General features: G+C 45.8%; 16 protein-coding genes. 11 read left to right on the top strand and 5 right to left on the bottom strand.

Translation table 11 applies throughout. The features are described 5' to 3' along the window. Nucleotides 1-37 precede the first annotated feature (37 nt). From ACT6NV_RS11925 to ACT6NV_RS11940, 4 genes are read right to left on the bottom strand one after another with little or no spacing between them, the layout of a single operon-like run. Entirely contained in the window at nucleotides 38-766 is a 729-nt protein-coding gene (locus tag ACT6NV_RS11925; protein WP_445384672.1) for a head GIN domain-containing protein, read from the bottom strand. Nucleotides 767-798: 32 nt separating this feature from the next. After that, the gene (locus ACT6NV_RS11930; protein ID WP_445384673.1) at nucleotides 799-1,884 is read right to left on the bottom strand and encodes a hypothetical protein; all 1,086 of its coding nucleotides are present in this window, start codon (nucleotides 1,882-1,884) and stop codon (nucleotides 799-801) included. Further along, a complete protein-coding gene (locus tag ACT6NV_RS11935) occupies nucleotides 1,865-2,425 on the bottom strand; it encodes a hypothetical protein (protein WP_445384674.1) in 561 nt (186 codons plus the stop codon). Before ACT6NV_RS11935 ends, ACT6NV_RS11930 begins: the two co-directional genes overlap by 20 nt. After that, nucleotides 2,422-2,979, bottom strand: a complete 558-nt coding sequence (locus tag ACT6NV_RS11940; protein WP_445384675.1) for an RNA polymerase sigma factor — start codon at nucleotides 2,977-2,979, stop codon at nucleotides 2,422-2,424. Before ACT6NV_RS11940 ends, ACT6NV_RS11935 begins: the two co-directional genes overlap by 4 nt. Before the next feature lie 220 nt (nucleotides 2,980-3,199). Here ACT6NV_RS11940 and lon point away from each other — a divergent pair, with 220 nt between their 5' ends. Together lon and cmk are read left to right on the top strand one after the other, a co-directional pair. Continuing rightward, nucleotides 3,200-5,650, top strand: coding sequence for an endopeptidase La (gene lon / locus ACT6NV_RS11945; protein ID WP_445384676.1), 2,451 nt, complete (start codon nucleotides 3,200-3,202; stop codon nucleotides 5,648-5,650). 66 nt (nucleotides 5,651-5,716) lie between these two features. Continuing rightward, a complete protein-coding gene (gene cmk / locus ACT6NV_RS11950) occupies nucleotides 5,717-6,409 on the top strand; it encodes a (d)CMP kinase (protein WP_445384677.1) in 693 nt (230 codons plus the stop codon). A 15-nt stretch (nucleotides 6,410-6,424) separates the two neighbouring features. On the opposite strand, the gene ACT6NV_RS11955 is transcribed toward cmk, so the two are convergent. Continuing rightward, nucleotides 6,425-6,805, bottom strand: coding sequence for a LysM peptidoglycan-binding domain-containing protein (locus ACT6NV_RS11955; RefSeq protein ID WP_445384678.1), 381 nt, complete (start codon nucleotides 6,803-6,805; stop codon nucleotides 6,425-6,427). Nucleotides 6,806-7,065: 260 nt separating this feature from the next. Here ACT6NV_RS11955 and rpsA point away from each other — a divergent pair, with 260 nt between their 5' ends. The 9 genes from rpsA to ACT6NV_RS12000 all read left to right on the top strand — a co-directional run bounded on the left by rpsA (nucleotide 7,066) and on the right by ACT6NV_RS12000 (nucleotide 16,045). After that, nucleotides 7,066-8,901: a 30S ribosomal protein S1 gene (gene rpsA, locus ACT6NV_RS11960; RefSeq protein WP_445384679.1), complete on the top strand. Its 1,836-nt coding sequence runs from the start codon at nucleotides 7,066-7,068 to the stop codon at nucleotides 8,899-8,901. Between the two features lie 142 nt (nucleotides 8,902-9,043). After that, on the top strand, nucleotides 9,044-9,583 hold the full coding sequence (pyrR, locus tag ACT6NV_RS11965; RefSeq protein ID WP_445384680.1) for a bifunctional pyr operon transcriptional regulator/uracil phosphoribosyltransferase PyrR: 540 nt from the start codon (nucleotides 9,044-9,046) through the stop codon (nucleotides 9,581-9,583). Nucleotide 9,584: 1 nt separating this feature from the next. After that, nucleotides 9,585-10,514: an aspartate carbamoyltransferase catalytic subunit gene (locus tag ACT6NV_RS11970; RefSeq protein WP_445384681.1), complete on the top strand. Its 930-nt coding sequence runs from the start codon at nucleotides 9,585-9,587 to the stop codon at nucleotides 10,512-10,514. Between the two features lie 3 nt (nucleotides 10,515-10,517). Then, a complete protein-coding gene (locus ACT6NV_RS11975) occupies nucleotides 10,518-10,850 on the top strand; it encodes a ribonuclease Z (protein ID WP_445384682.1) in 333 nt (110 codons plus the stop codon). A gap of 22 nt (nucleotides 10,851-10,872) precedes the next feature. Further along, entirely contained in the window at nucleotides 10,873-11,778 is a 906-nt protein-coding gene (locus ACT6NV_RS11980) for a ribonuclease Z (protein ID WP_445384683.1), read from the top strand. A 96-nt stretch (nucleotides 11,779-11,874) separates the two neighbouring features. Beyond that, nucleotides 11,875-12,522, top strand: coding sequence for a pyridoxamine 5'-phosphate oxidase (gene pdxH / locus ACT6NV_RS11985; RefSeq protein ID WP_445384684.1), 648 nt, complete (start codon nucleotides 11,875-11,877; stop codon nucleotides 12,520-12,522). 56 nt (nucleotides 12,523-12,578) lie between these two features. Then, nucleotides 12,579-13,064 (top strand): SixA phosphatase family protein, encoded by a 486-nt coding sequence (locus ACT6NV_RS11990; RefSeq protein WP_445384685.1) that lies wholly within the window; start codon nucleotides 12,579-12,581, stop codon nucleotides 13,062-13,064. A 3-nt stretch (nucleotides 13,065-13,067) separates the two neighbouring features. Next, nucleotides 13,068-15,143 (top strand): polyphosphate kinase 1, encoded by a 2,076-nt coding sequence (gene ppk1, locus ACT6NV_RS11995; RefSeq protein WP_445384686.1) that lies wholly within the window; start codon nucleotides 13,068-13,070, stop codon nucleotides 15,141-15,143. Then, nucleotides 15,143-16,045 (top strand): Ppx/GppA phosphatase family protein, encoded by a 903-nt coding sequence (locus tag ACT6NV_RS12000; protein WP_445384687.1) that lies wholly within the window; start codon nucleotides 15,143-15,145, stop codon nucleotides 16,043-16,045. Before ppk1 ends, ACT6NV_RS12000 begins: the two co-directional genes overlap by 1 nt. The last annotated feature ends 17 nt before the right edge of the window (nucleotides 16,046-16,062 follow it).

Genomic DNA, 16,062 nt, shown 5'->3' on the forward strand with positions numbered 1-16,062 from the left:
GGCCTCCGGGCGACTGCTCTGTTTTTTGATTTAATATTTACCCTTTAGTAACCTCACCTGAACCGGATGTCTTGGAGTCGACTTTTTCGGGATTTCCCTTATAATGCACATCCCCTGAACCGGATACCCGGGCGAGCAGGGATTTTCTTGCGGTTACATGAGCATCCGCAGAACCGGAAATCACAACCTCCACATCATCGGCTTCCAGGTCATAGGCCTCGATATCTCCTGAGCCGGATATACGAACAGTAAAGCTACTGCTTGCGCCGCTTAGCAACATATCTCCTGAACCTGAAAGCGAGGCTTCAACATTTCGGGCATCCAGATCCAGCTTAATGTCCCCTGAGCCTGACATACTCACATCAAAGTCATCCGCCCTGAGGGTCTTTTTTCCAACGATGTCTCCGGAGCCGGACATGGACACTGCGCTAATTTCTTCAACCGGCACGGTAATAAGAATGCCACCGGATTTCCATGAAGAAGATTTCAGATAATACCCCTTTTTGACCTTAATAACCAGTTTGCCGTCCTTAACTTCCGTTATAAGGTATTCCAGTAAGTTTTCATCTCCCTTAAGGGTGAGGTTTCCCTCTTTTCCGTCTACCAGTTCCACATCGAAACTTCCTGAAAGACTCACTTGCTGGTATTCCCCTACGGAGCGCTCCTCCGTTACAACGTTCCCATTGCCTTTTACTTGTTTTCCCCATTGGGCGCTCAGGCTGAAAGTGGCACAGAGACTCAGAACCAGTATAATACTATTTTTCATCTTGGTAATTTTAAAGTTTTATTTGTGTTTGATTAATTCTTTTTAAAGGTAACCCCTCCATATTCACTGTTGATAGATACCCTTTTTCCACTGCCCTTACTGCCGTAATAGCCCTCGTAGTATCTGTTGTTAGATTTCTCCTGGCTGATGCTGATTTCAAAATCATCTTTCCCATTAACCCCGGCATGCTGGGTGCTGATTTCAAAATCAAAATTATAGGCAGGATCGTACCCGATTTTGATGCCAGTGTAGTCGGACCGGATACTAAGGTTTCCGGCGTCCGGGGCCATATTTTCGATTAGGATGGATCCATAGTCAGACATCAGGTCTATATTGCCGTGTACGGTTCCCAGTTTTATATTGATGTAATCGCCTTTCCCCTGGACATTTTCCACCTTGCCTACTTCCAGGGAGCCGTAATCGCTGGAGTATTCGAGATTACCCATTTCTTCGATAATGGAGTGAGTGTAATCTGCCTTGATCGACAGATCTCCGGCTTTTTCAAGGGTGAAACCTGAATAGTCTGCCATTATCTGCCCGCTTCTCATATAACCGATCCGGGATTTGGAGGTATAATCGAAGCGTAATTCATTGTTACGTCCCTGCAGTTCGCCCAGGTCAAGCCTGCCGTAATCGCATTTGATCTTGGCGTGTCCGTCTACCCTGTCAAGGGTAATATTCCCGTAATCATTACTGAGGTGTACGCTGTTCTTAACAGGCATCTTAACCGTATAGTTGATTTGCATGTTAACATTGTTTTTCTTTCCCCACCAACCCCAGTCATTCTCCTTCTCAAAAAGGGTACGTGCAGAGACCATAGAGGCAGTGGCTTCAAATTCAACGGTTATTTCATCCAGTTTTTTCTGCACCTTATCCTCGTTGTTTCCGTTGGTAGTTATGTGTACTTCAATAACCACCCGATTTTCATTCCAGGAATTCAATACCAGGTTGCCATAGCTGTTTTGAATTTTCAGCAGTGCATCTGCGTTGACATTAAATTCCTTTTTAATAGTTTTTTCTCTTGTGTGCTTTCCCTTGAAATCATGACCGTAGACCAGACTGACCCCCATCGATAAGAACAGGGCAAGGCAAAGGTTTTTAAATTGTATTCGTCGCATTGGATTCATTTTTAAATTGATTTATTTGTTCGATTGTTGTCATAACGTCCTGCAAGAGGTCGATACGCGTTTGAAAATTCGTAATCATCGCTCCCAGTATAAATTTGCTGTTCCCGCCATTTAGCAAGTCCTGTTCCAGCTTGGCGTAATCCTTTTCCAACTGGTCCAATTGTTTCATGGCATCGTCAATAAGCGGCCTGGTTTCCGGCGACCCTAATTTTTCCAGCTCGCTGACCTGCTGTGCTACCAGGTTACTGAAATAATAGGAAGTCTGTGAAGCCTCTGGTGAAATCGCTGCCAGTTGCTGCTGCTCGGAGTTCCGGGGCCCCAGCCAGAAAACAGATGCTGTTATCAGCAAGGCGATGGAAGCAGCTATGGATAAGGGCTTCCACCAGGAAGAAGCAAAGCGCCCCCTGGGTGTCCCGGCTTGTGCGTCGAGTTTTTCTTTAAAACGCAGCCGGTGACCTTCCCGTGGTTCCTTCAGGTCAAAACTTCCCTTTAATTCCTCAAAGAGGTCTGTTATGTTGTCAAAATCCTTCATACGTTTTGCGAGCTTAATTTCTTTCGAAGGCTTTCTTTTGCCCTTGAAATGGTTGTGCGGCAATTGCCATAACTCATGTCCATTATCTCTCCAATTTCTTCGTAGTCGTAGCCTTCTATTAGGTGTAAGGTCAAAGAAATTCTGTAACTGTCTTTTAGCTGTTTCATGGTTTCCATCACTTTTTGAGCCATTTGTTTTGTACTCCCGGAATCAGCATCAGTTTCATCCTTGTCTTCGACCTTGTGCAATACACCTTCAAACGGTATTTCATTCTGTTTTTGTTGCTTTCTGTACTGATAAATACTGTTGTTAACTACAATTCGCTTCAACCAGGCTCCAAAGGTTACTTCCCCTTTAAAGGTGTCTAATTTGGTAAAGGCACTCAGAAAGGATTCCTGCATAATATCTTCCGCCGTGGCAGAATCCTTTACAATCCTCAGGGCCGTGTTGTACATGGCCTTGTAATAGCGATCATAAATTTCCATTTGTGCACGGGACTCACCCCTTAAACACGCCTGTAACAGCACATCAGTATGTTCAGTAAGCTGGCTCAAAAAGTTGTTCGTTTGTCTTATAGATGAATGAATTTACGGATTGTTACAGTTTCGGGAACACAAAGTTTCGCTATTGGCACAGGAATTGCCCTGAATATGGAAAGATTACCTTCCGTTAGCGTATTAATACTTTGTTTATCAACAAAATACAGCTTAAGGGAGTTTTAATGAAAAGGATAAATACACGGTCATTCTGACAGAATGACTGGAAAAAACACATATGGCAACATCGAAATTTAGTTCATTTGACAATTTGTCGCTACAGTCCCTCAATGAGGATTCTGAATTGATTCCACTCCTGTCCCCGGAGGACGAGGAGGAAATGAATAGTGAAGAATTACCCGAAACCCTCCCAATACTTCCTCTTAGGAATACAGTATTATTTCCCGGGGTGGTAGTGCCTATTACAGCGGGCAGGGATGCTTCCATTCACCTTATAAAAGATGCAAACAACGGCTCCAAGGTTATAGGGGTGGTATCTCAAAAAGATGAATCCGTTGAGAATCCGGGTATTAAAGACATTAATACCCTGGGTACAGTAGCCCGCATTCTGCGGGTTTTACAAATGCCCGACGGCAATACAACAGTCATTATACAGGGGAAAAAGCGATTTGAAATAGCTGAAATACTTACTGAAAAGCCCTATCTCACTGCTACAGTCCGGGAAACGCGCGAGCAAAGGCCGGATGAATCAGATGTGGAGTTCACGACTATTATCGATTCTATTAAAGAGTTGGCCCTTCAAATAATCAAGGACAATCCGAACATCCCCAGTGAAGCTGCTTTCGCAATCAAAAATATTCAGAGTAATTCTTTCCTGATCAATTTTGTCTCCTCCAACATGAACCTGACCGTGAAGGAGAAACAGGAATTACTGGAAATTCCCAATCTGCAGGAAAGGGCCCTGGCTACCCTTAAACACCTGAACACAGAACTGCAAAAGCTGGAACTGAGGAACGAACTGCATTCAAAGGTCCGATCGGACCTGGACCAGCAGCAACGCGAATATTTCCTGCACCAGCAAATGAAAACCATACAGGAGGAACTGGGGGGCATTTCCTATGATGAGGAATTGGACGAAATGCAGGCAAGGGCCAGGGAGAAAAAATGGAGCGAGAAGGTTGGGGAGCATTTTGAAAAAGAACTGGCCAAACTGCAACGGATGAACCCGCAGGTAGCCGAATATTCCATTCAGCGCAACTATCTGGATTTGTTCCTGGATTTACCCTGGAATGAGTATTCTGCCGATAAATTTGACCTGAAACGGGCTGAGAAAATCCTGGACCGGGACCATTACGGGCTGGAGGATGTCAAGAGAAGGATCATAGAATACCTGGCAGTCCTTAAGTTGCGCAATGATATGAAGTCCCCCATTTTGTGTCTTTACGGACCGCCCGGAGTGGGAAAAACTTCGCTGGGTAAATCTGTAGCGGAGGCTCTTGGGCGCGAATACGTCCGAATGTCTCTGGGAGGTCTCAGGGATGAGGCGGAGATCAGGGGGCACCGGAAAACCTATATTGGGGCCATGCCCGGCCGGATCATACAAAGCATTAAAAAGGCCGGTACCTCCAACCCCGTTTTTATCCTGGACGAAATCGACAAACTATCCAGCAGCTATCAGGGAGATCCCTCTTCGGCCATGCTGGAGGTTTTGGATCCGGAACAGAATAACGAGTTTTACGATAACTTCCTGGAAATGGGCTATGACCTTTCCAAAGTAATGTTCATTGCAACGGCCAATAACCTGTCTAATATCCAGCCTGCCCTACGCGACCGTATGGAAATCATCAATGTTACGGGCTATACCATTGAGGAGAAGGTGGAAATAGCAAAACGCCACCTGCTGCCCAAGCAATTGAAGGAACATGGGCTGACCGCCAAAGATTTGAAAATCGGGAAAAGGGAACTGGAAAAGATCGTGGAAGGCTATACCCGGGAATCCGGGGTGCGTGGGCTTGAGAAACAAATTGCAAAAATGGTCCGGTATGCGGCAAAGAATATTGCCATGGAACAGGAATATCCCGTTAAAGTAAGCCGGGACGATATTGAAAAAGTCCTGGGGCCGGCCCGTATGGAGCGTGATAAGTACGAAAACAACGAAGTAGCCGGAGTAGTTACCGGCCTGGCCTGGACCAGTGTTGGAGGAGATATCCTCTTTATAGAATCCATCCTCTCCAAAGGGAAGGGGACTATGAATATTACGGGGAACCTGGGCAAAGTGATGAAGGAGTCTGCCACCATTGCCCTGGAGTATATAAAATCCAATGCGGAAGAACTGGGGATTGACCCTGAGGTATTTGAAAAATACAATGTACACATACACGTGCCGGAAGGGGCTACCCCCAAAGATGGCCCCAGTGCGGGGATTACGATGCTTACCTCTCTGGTGAGCCTCTTTACGCAGCGGAAAGTAAAGAAGAGTATCGCCATGACGGGAGAGATTACCCTAAGGGGTAAAGTCCTGCCGGTTGGCGGCATCAAAGAAAAGATCCTCGCTGCCAAACGAGCCCGGATCAAAGAGATAATCCTTTGTGAGGAAAACCGCAGGGATATTCTGGAGATTAAGGAAGAATACCTCAAAGGGCTTACCTTCCATTATGTTACCGAGATGCGGGAAGTAATAGAATTGGCGATCACCAGGCAAAAGGTTAAAAACCCCAAACAGTTATAGGCACTGAATGAGACCGCGGGTGTACTGCATTATCGGATTCCGATTGATTTTTGTCTATTTTTGAGCATGCAGAAGATCAATATTGCCATTGACGGATATTCTTCCACGGGTAAAAGTACCCTGGCCAGGCAACTGGCTGCAGCTCTCGGGTACGTCTACATTGATTCAGGCGCAATGTACCGGGCGGTAACGCTATATGCCCTGCAACACGACCTTTTGGAACCTGAAAAACTGCTTGGCAAACTCGCTTCAATCGAGCTGCGTTTTGACCTGAATCCTGAAAATCACAAGTCTGAAATCCACCTGAATGGGAAGAATGTCGAAAAACAAATTCGCAGCCTTGAGGTGTCCCGGAAAGTGAGCGAAATTTCGGCAATAGCGGAGGTCAGGCATAAGCTGGTGGCATTGCAGCGAAGCATGGGAAAGGAAAAGGGGGTGGTAATGGATGGCCGTGATATTGGAACAGTGGTATTCCCGGATGCGGACCTGAAGATATTTATGACTGCCAGCCCGGAAATCAGGGCCAACCGCCGCTATAAGGAATTACTGGAGAAAGGGGATTCGGTCAGTTATGAAGCCGTCCTGCAAAACGTAAGACATAGGGATAACCTGGATTCTACCCGTGAGATGTCACCACTAAAAAAGGCAGATGATGCCATAGAGGTGGACAACAGCGATATGAGTCTGAAAGAACAATTTGAACGGATACATGCCCATGCACTTCGCGTGATTGCGCAAAAAGAAAAGGCGCCCTCCTGAGCGCCTTTCTGTTTTTTACAGGTTTGGAATAACCAAGACCTGGTCCGGATGAATCAGATCCGGATTTTTAAGGATATTGGTATTTGCCTGAAAGATCTGCTTGTATTTCATAGGATCTCCGTAATAGTGTTTGGCTATTTTACTGAGGGATTCCCCTGATTTTACGGTATGCCGGTGGTATACCGAAGCATCTTCCACAGAGATGTTAGCCATAATATCCGAGGGTTTTTCCCCGCCTATGGCCTTAATCTTATCCCACAGAATGTCCTTTTCGTATTGGGTTGCTGCGGTTCCTTTGATTTTCAGGACCCCGTTTTCCTCGCTTACCTTACCTTCTTTGATGCCCAGTTTTTCGCCTAGTTCCAGGACAGCCTGGTATTTGTCTTTTGCACTCATTCTCACTAATTTATTTATTGATTTAAATCCAGAATAAAAGATACGAAATAGTGAGGTTTTCTGACGGTTTCAATACAATTATTACACTGAAGCAAAGGCAGTGTCCTAAATAGTTTGTAAAACCGCGGATAAGTTGTATTTTTGCAAACCTTTTTTACGATGACCTAAGAGAAAAAAGGATAGAAAAACATTTTATAAATAACTTTCAGAGGAGACGTTTAAATCTTAGGGGAATCTGAAATACAAAACAAAATCAGCACATGGCTGAAGAAAAAAAAGTGGCTGAAGCAGTAGAAACTGCAGAAACCGTAAAACAGGCCGAAGCGCCTGCTCAAAAGCAGGATCCTCAGGAATTCCTCTCAAATTTTGACTGGGAGAAATACGAAGAAGGTATTGAGAAGGTAGATGATTCCAAACTGAAGGAATTTGAGGAACTGGTAGCGGAAAACTTTGTCGACACCGCAGATGAAGAAGTTGTGGAGGGTACAGTTACCCACCTGACAGACCGCGAAGCAATTATTGATATCAATGCAAAATCTGAGGGGGTAATATCCCTGAATGAATTCCGCTACAACCCTGACCTGAAGATTGGGGACAAGGTTGAAGTCCTGATCGATATTCGGGAAGATAAAAGCGGACAACTCGTCCTTTCACACCGTAAGGCCCGTACAATTAAGGCCTGGGAGCGTGTGAACGAGGCGCATGACAAGGAGGAAGTAGTTACCGGTTTTGTAAAATGCCGTACTAAAGGGGGTATGATTGTGGATGTCTTCGGAATTGAAGCTTTCCTGCCCGGATCTCAGATTGACGTGAAGCCCATTAGGGACTATGACCAATACGTAGGGAAAACCATGGAATTCAAGGTTGTTAAGATCAACCAGGAATTCAAGAACGTGGTAGTTTCCCACAAAGCGCTTATTGAAGCGGATATAGAAGAGCAGAAGAAAGAAATCATCAGCCAGCTGGAGAAAGGACAGGTACTTGAAGGTGTTGTGAAAAACATCACATCCTATGGAGTATTTATTGACCTGGGTGGCGTTGACGGATTGATCCATATCACCGACCTTTCCTGGAGCCGTATCAACCACCCGAACGAAGTGGTGGATCTGGATCAAAAACTCAATGTGGTTATTCTGGATTTTGACGATAACAAATCCAGGATTCAATTGGGTCTGAAACAATTGGAGAAACATCCATGGGATGCCCTTGGTGATGAAATCAAAGTTGGAGACAAGGTAAAAGGAAAAGTGGTTGTTATTGCAGACTACGGGGCTTTCCTGGAAGTTGCTGAAGGTGTGGAAGGATTGATCCACGTTTCAGAAATGTCCTGGTCTACCCACCTGCGTTCTGCCCAGGATTTTGTGAAAGTGGGAGATGAATTGGAAGCCGTGGTCCTTACCCTGGATCGCGAAGACCGTAAAATGTCATTGGGAATCAAACAACTGACTCCTGACCCATGGACTGATATTACCACTAAATACCCTGTAGGTTCCCGTCACAAAGGAATTGTTAGGAACTTTACCAATTTTGGAGTGTTTGTTGAACTGGAAGAAGGCATAGACGGACTGATCTACATATCAGACCTTTCCTGGACCAAGAAAATCAAGCACCCATCTGAATTTGTAAACGTAGGGGATACCCTGGAGGTTGAAGTGTTAGAACTGGATGTGGATGGCCGTAAACTGAGCCTGGGCCACAAACAGACTACTGAGAACCCATGGGATAAATACGAAAAGGAATTTGGCCTGGATACCGTCCACAAAGCTGCCATTACCGACATAGTGGATAAGGGAGCCATCATTGAATTCAATGATGACATCACCGCCTTTGTACCACAACGGCATATGGAGAAGGAAGACGGTAAAAAACTCACCCGCGGGGAGGAAGCCGAATTCAAAATCATCGAGTTCAACAAGGAGTATAAGCGTGTGGTAGCCAGCCATACAGCAATTTTTAAAGCAGAAGAGCAACGGAATGTTCGCGCTGCCAAGAAAAAAGCTGCTGCGGCTGATGAATCCAAACCAACCCTTGGAGATGCCAATGAACAACTTCAGGCATTAAAGGATAAGATGGAAGCCGGAAGCAAAAAGAAATAATTTTGTTTTCCGCCAATTGCGATATAAAAACCCCGGTTCGTCCGGGGTTTTTTATTTAGAGCCCACCACATGATCAAAAAGCACATTCAATTAGGCAGAATTGCCTATTTTTGCTTACCGAATGTCATATGGCCGAGCATCTATGAGTCAAAAAGTGCTGCTTTCCTCCAAAGAGATCCAGATAATCCTGCACAGATTGGCTTGCCAGCTTTTAGAAAATCATCTCGATTTTAAGGATACCGTTCTTATTGGCATACAACCCCGGGGTACCTATCTCGCAAACAGGCTCACTGATCTATTACGGACTAGCTATAAGGTCCAGGGGATTCCTTACGGTTTATTGGATATTACTTTCTACAGGGATGACTTCAGGAGAGGGGATAAAACCCTGGAAGCCAGCAATACCCGCATCGATTTCCAGGTGGAAGGGAAACGAGTTGTCCTGATTGACGATGTATTGTATACGGGGCGCAGCATAAGGGCCGCGCTAACCGCAATTCAGTCGTTTGGAAGGCCAAAAGAAATAGAATTGCTGACCCTGATCGACAGGCGTTTTAGCCGCCATTTGCCGATACAGCCCAATTACAGGGGCAGGCAGGTAGATGCCATCAATAAGGAAAGGGTTAAAGTATGTTGGAAAGAAAATGATGGGGAGGATGCAGTATATCTTATAAGTAATTAAAATGAGTGAATTAAGTGTGCGACATTTATTAGGGATCAAGTACCTGAAGCAGTCAGACCTGGACCTCATTTTTAAAACGGCAGACCATTTCAAGGAGGTCTTAAGCCGGTCCATTAAGAAAGTCCCTTCGCTACGGGATATTACCATCGCCAATATTTTTTTTGAAAACAGTACCCGGACCAAACTCTCCTTTGAACTGGCTGAAAAACGACTGTCTGCAGATGTGGTAAACTTTTCGGCTGCACAGTCTTCTGTCCGCAAAGGGGAAACCCTGATCGATACCGTCAACAATATTCTTTCAATGAAGGTAGATATGGTGGTGATGCGCCATCCGAATCCGGGCGCAGGTATCTTTTTATCCCGCCATGTGAAAGCCTCTATTATCAATGCCGGAGACGGGGCACACGAACACCCCACCCAGGCCTTGCTGGATTCGTATTCAATTCGCGAAAAATTAGGGGGAGTAGCAGGCAAAAAGGTTGTTATAGTGGGTGATATCCTGCATTCAAGGGTTGCCCTTTCCAATATCTTTGCCCTGAAGCTTCAGGGAGCTGAAGTACGGGTTTGCGGACCCAAAACCTTGATACCGAAACACGTGGAATCTCTTGGGGTACAGGTGGAACCGGATTTAAGGAAGGCCCTGAACTGGTGTGATGTAGCCAATATGCTGCGGATCCAGAAAGAACGGATGGATATGAGTTATTTTCCCACTACCCGGGAATATATTCGGCAGTACGGGGTCAATAAAGCACTTTTGGACAGTCTGGACAAGGAGATCGTTATAATGCATCCTGGCCCTATTAACAGGGGGGTAGAGATCACTTCCGATGTGGCAGACTCAGATCAATCCATTATCCTGAACCAGGTGGAAAATGGTGTAGCCATTCGAATGGCCGTGATTTATTTACTCGCTTCCAAGATAAAACAGTAACAGATGGTTTTTAATAACGAAGGCAATACCACAATTGTACTACAGGAAAAAGTTTCCCTGAAGGTTTTTATTGAAAACCTGTTATCGGCCTATCCCAGGCTAAAGAATGATCACCTGATCATCAACCTGTTTTCATTTAATTCCCTGAAAACCGGGGATATTCTGGAATTTCTGGACCTTTCCAATACGCACCGGGCCTCTGGTAAATCCTTTGTGTTAGTAACCGATGCCATCTCATATGATGAGGTGCCCGATGAAATCTGTGTGGTCCCATCTATTCAGGAAGCCCGCGATATGATTGAAATGGAGGAGATTGAAAGGGACCTGGATCTATGAATAAGGCTTGTAAATACAAAGGGTGAAATTACAGATTCTCGGATGCCATGCTGCAACCCCTAAAGTTCAGGCTGCTCCCACCTCCCAGGTGCTTGAAGCGGGGAAGCAACTGATACTGCTGGACTGCGGGGAAGGCACCCAAATGCAGCTGCGGCGGTATAAGGTCAAATTTTCACGAATAAACAGGATATTTATTTCCCACCTGCACGGGGACCATTTTTTTGGATTACCCGGTTTGGTTGCAACCTTCATGTTGATGGGCCGCGAAACTCCCCTGCATATCTACGGACCAAAAGGACTGAAAGAGGCCATAACGCTCTTTTTAAAACTGGGAGATTCCTGGACGCAGTATCCGTTGCATTTCCACGAGCTGGTCTCTGAGGAATCTGAGTGCATTTATGAGGATTCAGGCATTTCAGTCAGGACACTTCCGCTGAAACATCGGATCTATACCAATGGCTTCCTGATTACTGAAAAATCCGGAATGCGCGGCCTTAAAGCAGAGCAGGCTGAAAAGTATGGAATAGATAAGGCCTATTACAGGAAGATTAAGCAGGGGGCAGATGGGATCAGTAAGACGGGTAAGGTCGTTCCCAACAAGGAATTAACCACTCCCCCTAAACCCCCGAAAACCTATGCCTATTGTACCGATACCGCATATGAACCTGAGTTGGCACCACTAATTAAGGGGGTAGACAGGCTCTACCACGAAGCCACCTTCCTGCAAACCGAACAGCACCTGGCCTTGAAAACCGGACATTCCACGGCTGCGGAGGCCGCTCGCCTGGCTGCTACTGCCGGGGTTGAATCCCTGATTCTGGGGCACTATTCGTCCCGCTATAAAGACCTTTCAAGGTTCAGGGAAGAGGCGCTTGCATTTTTTCCGCGGGTGGAACTGGCCGAAGACGGCAAGATATTTTCCTGGTAGTTTCCCTGAGCTTTCTTTTGTTTTTAGGGGCTTATTTTTTTGAGCCTTCCGGGAGTTTTTAGCAACTTTGTTTATCTTGTCAATAGAGATAAATCCATGCAAAAAGACCTCGGGAACTACAGAAAAGCCTATACCAAAAAGCAACTCCTGGAAAAAGATGCTCCTGATTCCCCTATGGAGCTATTTAAAAGGTGGTTTCATGAGTTGGAAAGTAGTGGAAGTACAGATGAACCCAATGCTGTAACCGTATCTACAAATGGCCTGGATGGTTTCCCCAAGAGCAGGGTGGTGCTGCTAAAGCGGTTTACCTACGAAGGATTTGTTTTTTATACCAATTACCAGAGCGAAAAAGGCCGCGCAATTGCGGCAGATCCTAAAATTTGTCTTTCCTTTTTCTGGCCCTATCTGGAACGCCAGGTAATTGTAAAAGGCGAAGCAGAAAAACTTGCGGAAAACCTTTCGGATGGTTATTTTGAATCCCGTCCTGAGGGAAGCAAGCTTGGGGCGATTGTATCCCCTCAGAGTGAAGTAATTCCTTCACGGGATTACCTGGAAACGCGTCTGAAAGCCCTGGAAGATCAATACGAGGGAAAGGAGATAGAACGGCCGGCTTATTGGGGAGGCTATTTGGTTCGCCCGTCTTCCGTTGAATTCTGGCAGGGGCGTCCCAATCGGCTGCATGACAGGCTGCGGTATACGCTGGATCAGGATTTGAACTGGATTCTGGAACGCCTGGCACCCTGATGGAATGCATTTCGGACAACCTAAAACAAAACAACCAATACCATTAGTGAATAAACATGAAACACCTGATACTTATCCGACACGGAAAGTCCTCGTGGGAATACGACGTGGCAGATGCGGATCGCCCGCTTAGTGAACGGGGGATTAAGGATGCTCATTTAATTGCAAAGGCGTTACCAGACAGGATACCACCAATAGAAGCCGTATATTCGAGCCCGGCCTGCCGTGCCCTTCATACAGCTGTAATCCTGATCAGAGAGCTGGGGTTATCTTTTGATTTGTTAAGCATAAACAAGGATCTCTATGATTTTTCCGGGAGTAGCGTAAAGGCTTTTGTTCATTCCTTACCGGACAATTTGGATCAGGTAATGATTTTTGGGCATAACCATGCCTTTACCAACCTGGCCAATAGCTGGGGAAGCAGATACATAGACAATGTGCCAACGGCCGGCTTTGTTCACTTAACATTCGAAGCAACCTCATGGGAAGGGGTAACTTACGGCAAAACACAAAACACCCTTTTTCCAAGGGAACTAAAATAGCATATGGCAAAAAATCAATATATCAATCGGGAAATCAGCTGGTTGCGATTTAACGAAAGGGTTTTACAGGAAAGTGCGGATAAACGTGTGCCGCTTATTGAAAGGCTTCGGTTCCTGGGGATTTTTTCCAATAACCTGGATGAATTCTTCAAGGTTCGCTACGCCACGGTAAAAAGGATTGTTGAGGCCGGGAAATCAGGGAAAAGCGTACTCGGAGGTGAAAAGGCAAAGGACCTGTTGGATGAAATCACCAATATTGTAATCAATCAGCAAAATGAGAGCCTGGAAATCCTCAAGGAGATAGAGGACGAACTGGAGCAGGAAAACATCATCCTGATAGACGAGAAACAGATACAGCCCCAGCAGGAAGATTTCCTTAAATCTTACTTCATGCAAAATGTGAGCCCGGTTTTGATGACCATCATACTGGACGAACATACCGGCTTCCCCATGCTCAAAGATACTGCGGCCTACCTGGCCGTCAAGATGGAGTTGATCGATACCGAAAACGGCAGGATGGACCGGGAAAAAAACCGCTATGCACTCATTGAAATCCCCAAGGGTATTAACCGCTTTATCGAACTCCCCAAAGAAGGAGATAAGAATTATATCATTATCCTGGACGACCTGATCCGCTACTCACTCAGGAGTATTTTCAATATGTTTTCCTTTGATAATATTTCGGCCCACATGATCAAGATCACACGAGATGCGGAGCTGGATATCGATAACGACCTGAGTAAAAGCTTCATCGAGAAAATATCCAGTAGTGTGGAACACCGGAAGATCAGTGATCCTGTGCGTTTTGTATACGACAGGGACATCGCTGCCGATACGCTGCTTTTTCTAAAGGAAAAGATGAAAATAGAAGATACCGACAGTGTTATTCCTGGCGGCCGATACCACAACAGAAGGGATTACATGGGTTTTCCCAGCCTGGGCAGGACAGATCTTCTCTACCAGCGGATCAAGCCGCTTTCAATCAAGGGATTGAGCTTTGAGGGCAGTTTGCTGGAACGGATAGCGGAACGGGATTTTCTGCAGTACACCCCTTACCACACTTTTAATTATGTATTGAAGTTCCTGAGGGAAGCTGCTCTGGACCCTAAGGTGCGCAGTATCAAAATTACGGTCTACCGACTGGCAGATAATTCGCAGGTAGCCCTGTCCCTTATCAATGCCGTGAAGAACGGAAAAAAAGTTACCGTACAGATTGAATTACAGGCGCGTTTTGATGAACAGGCCAACATACAGTATGCGGAACAACTGCAGGCAGAAGGCGTCAAATTGATCTTTGGGGTTCCGGGCCTTAAAGTGCACAGTAAAATTTGTGTTATTGAAAGAGAGGAGTCTGAAGGGCTGAAACGCTACGGCTTTATCAGTACCGGAAACTTCAATGAGGCCACCGCCCGTATCTATACGGACTATACCCTGTTTACGGCTAATGAGTCTATTTTAAAGGAACTCAATAAAATATTCAATTTCTTCGAGACTACTTATAAGATCAAGACATACAAACACCTGATCGTTTCGCCCCACTACACCCGCAGCCGTTTTAAAAAACTCATATACAGGGAAATTTCCAATGCCGGTGAAGGGAAGGAGGCGTATATAAAGATCAAGATGAACAGCTTTACTTCTTACGATATGGTAGACCTGCTCTATCAGGCCAGTCAGGAGGGCGTAAAGATACAGTTGGTAATTCGGGGCATCTGCTGTCTGATCCCCGGCGTTAAGGGCATGAGTGAGAATATAGAGGCTATCAGTGTTGTGGATAAGTTTCTGGAGCACCCCAGGATCTTTATTTTCGGTAATGACGGAGACCCCGATGTTTTCATCTCCTCTGCTGACTGGATGACCCGCAACCTGGACCACAGGGTAGAAGTAGGCTGTCCTATCTACGATCCGGAAATAAAGCAGGAACTGATCGATACCTTTGAAATTTCCTGGAAGGATAATGTAAAGGCACGCGTATTCAATGCGGAACAAAACAATGAATACCGGAAAAACGATGAGCCCTTGTTTCGGTCTCAGTTTGAAATGTACGATTACTACCTCAGAAAACTTGAATTAAAGTAGTGAGGATTCGAAAGTTCGCGGCAATAGATATTGGCTCCAATGCCATCCGGTTATTGGTGCAGAATGTTATCGAGATACCCGGAGAACCCGCCCGCTTCTTTAAAAACGCCCTGGTTCGCGTTCCGGTCAGGCTGGGGGAGGACAGTTTTGGCCCGGGGCGAATTTCATCTCAGAATATAGAGCGTATCGTAAAGACTATGAAGGCGTTCGCCCTGCTGATGGAAGTAGGAGGGGTAGAGCAATTCCAGGCATGTGCCACTTCAGCCCTGAGGGAAGCCTCCAACGGCAAAGAGGTACTGGAACAAATTTACAGGGAAAGCGGTATTTCTGTGGATTTGATCGACGGGAGCCTGGAGGCTCAAATTATCGCTTCAACAGATTTAAAAACCCTTATACAGCAGGATGAAACCTACCTCTATGTGGATGTGGGTGGCGGAAGCACTGAATTCACTTTATTTACGCAGGGCTCCGTGCACGATTCACAATCCTTTAAGATCGGGACCGTTCGCCTGCTTAACGGACAGGTTAGCGAGAATGACTGGAAGGGACTTGAGACCTGGATCCGGGACAAAACAGGGGATTTTACCAACCTCTCCATAATCGGATCCGGGGGAAATATCAACAAGCTTTATAAAATGTCCGGCCGTAAACCGGGCCAACCGCTGTCCTATTTTTGGCTAAACGAACAATACAAGATTCTCAATCACATGAGCTACGAACAAAGGGTAAGGGACCTGGGCCTGAATCCGGATCGCGCCGATGTGATCATACCTGCTGCCCGAATCTTTGTACTTGCAGCCAAATGGAGCAAAGCCAAAAGGATTCATGTCCCACAGATTGGCCTGGCAGATGGAATTATCCGAAAACTATATGAAAAGCAGTCAGATCAATCCGGGAATTGAGAAACCCGGAAGCTCTA

The sequence above is a fragment of the Robiginitalea insularis genome, from assembly GCF_052497835.1.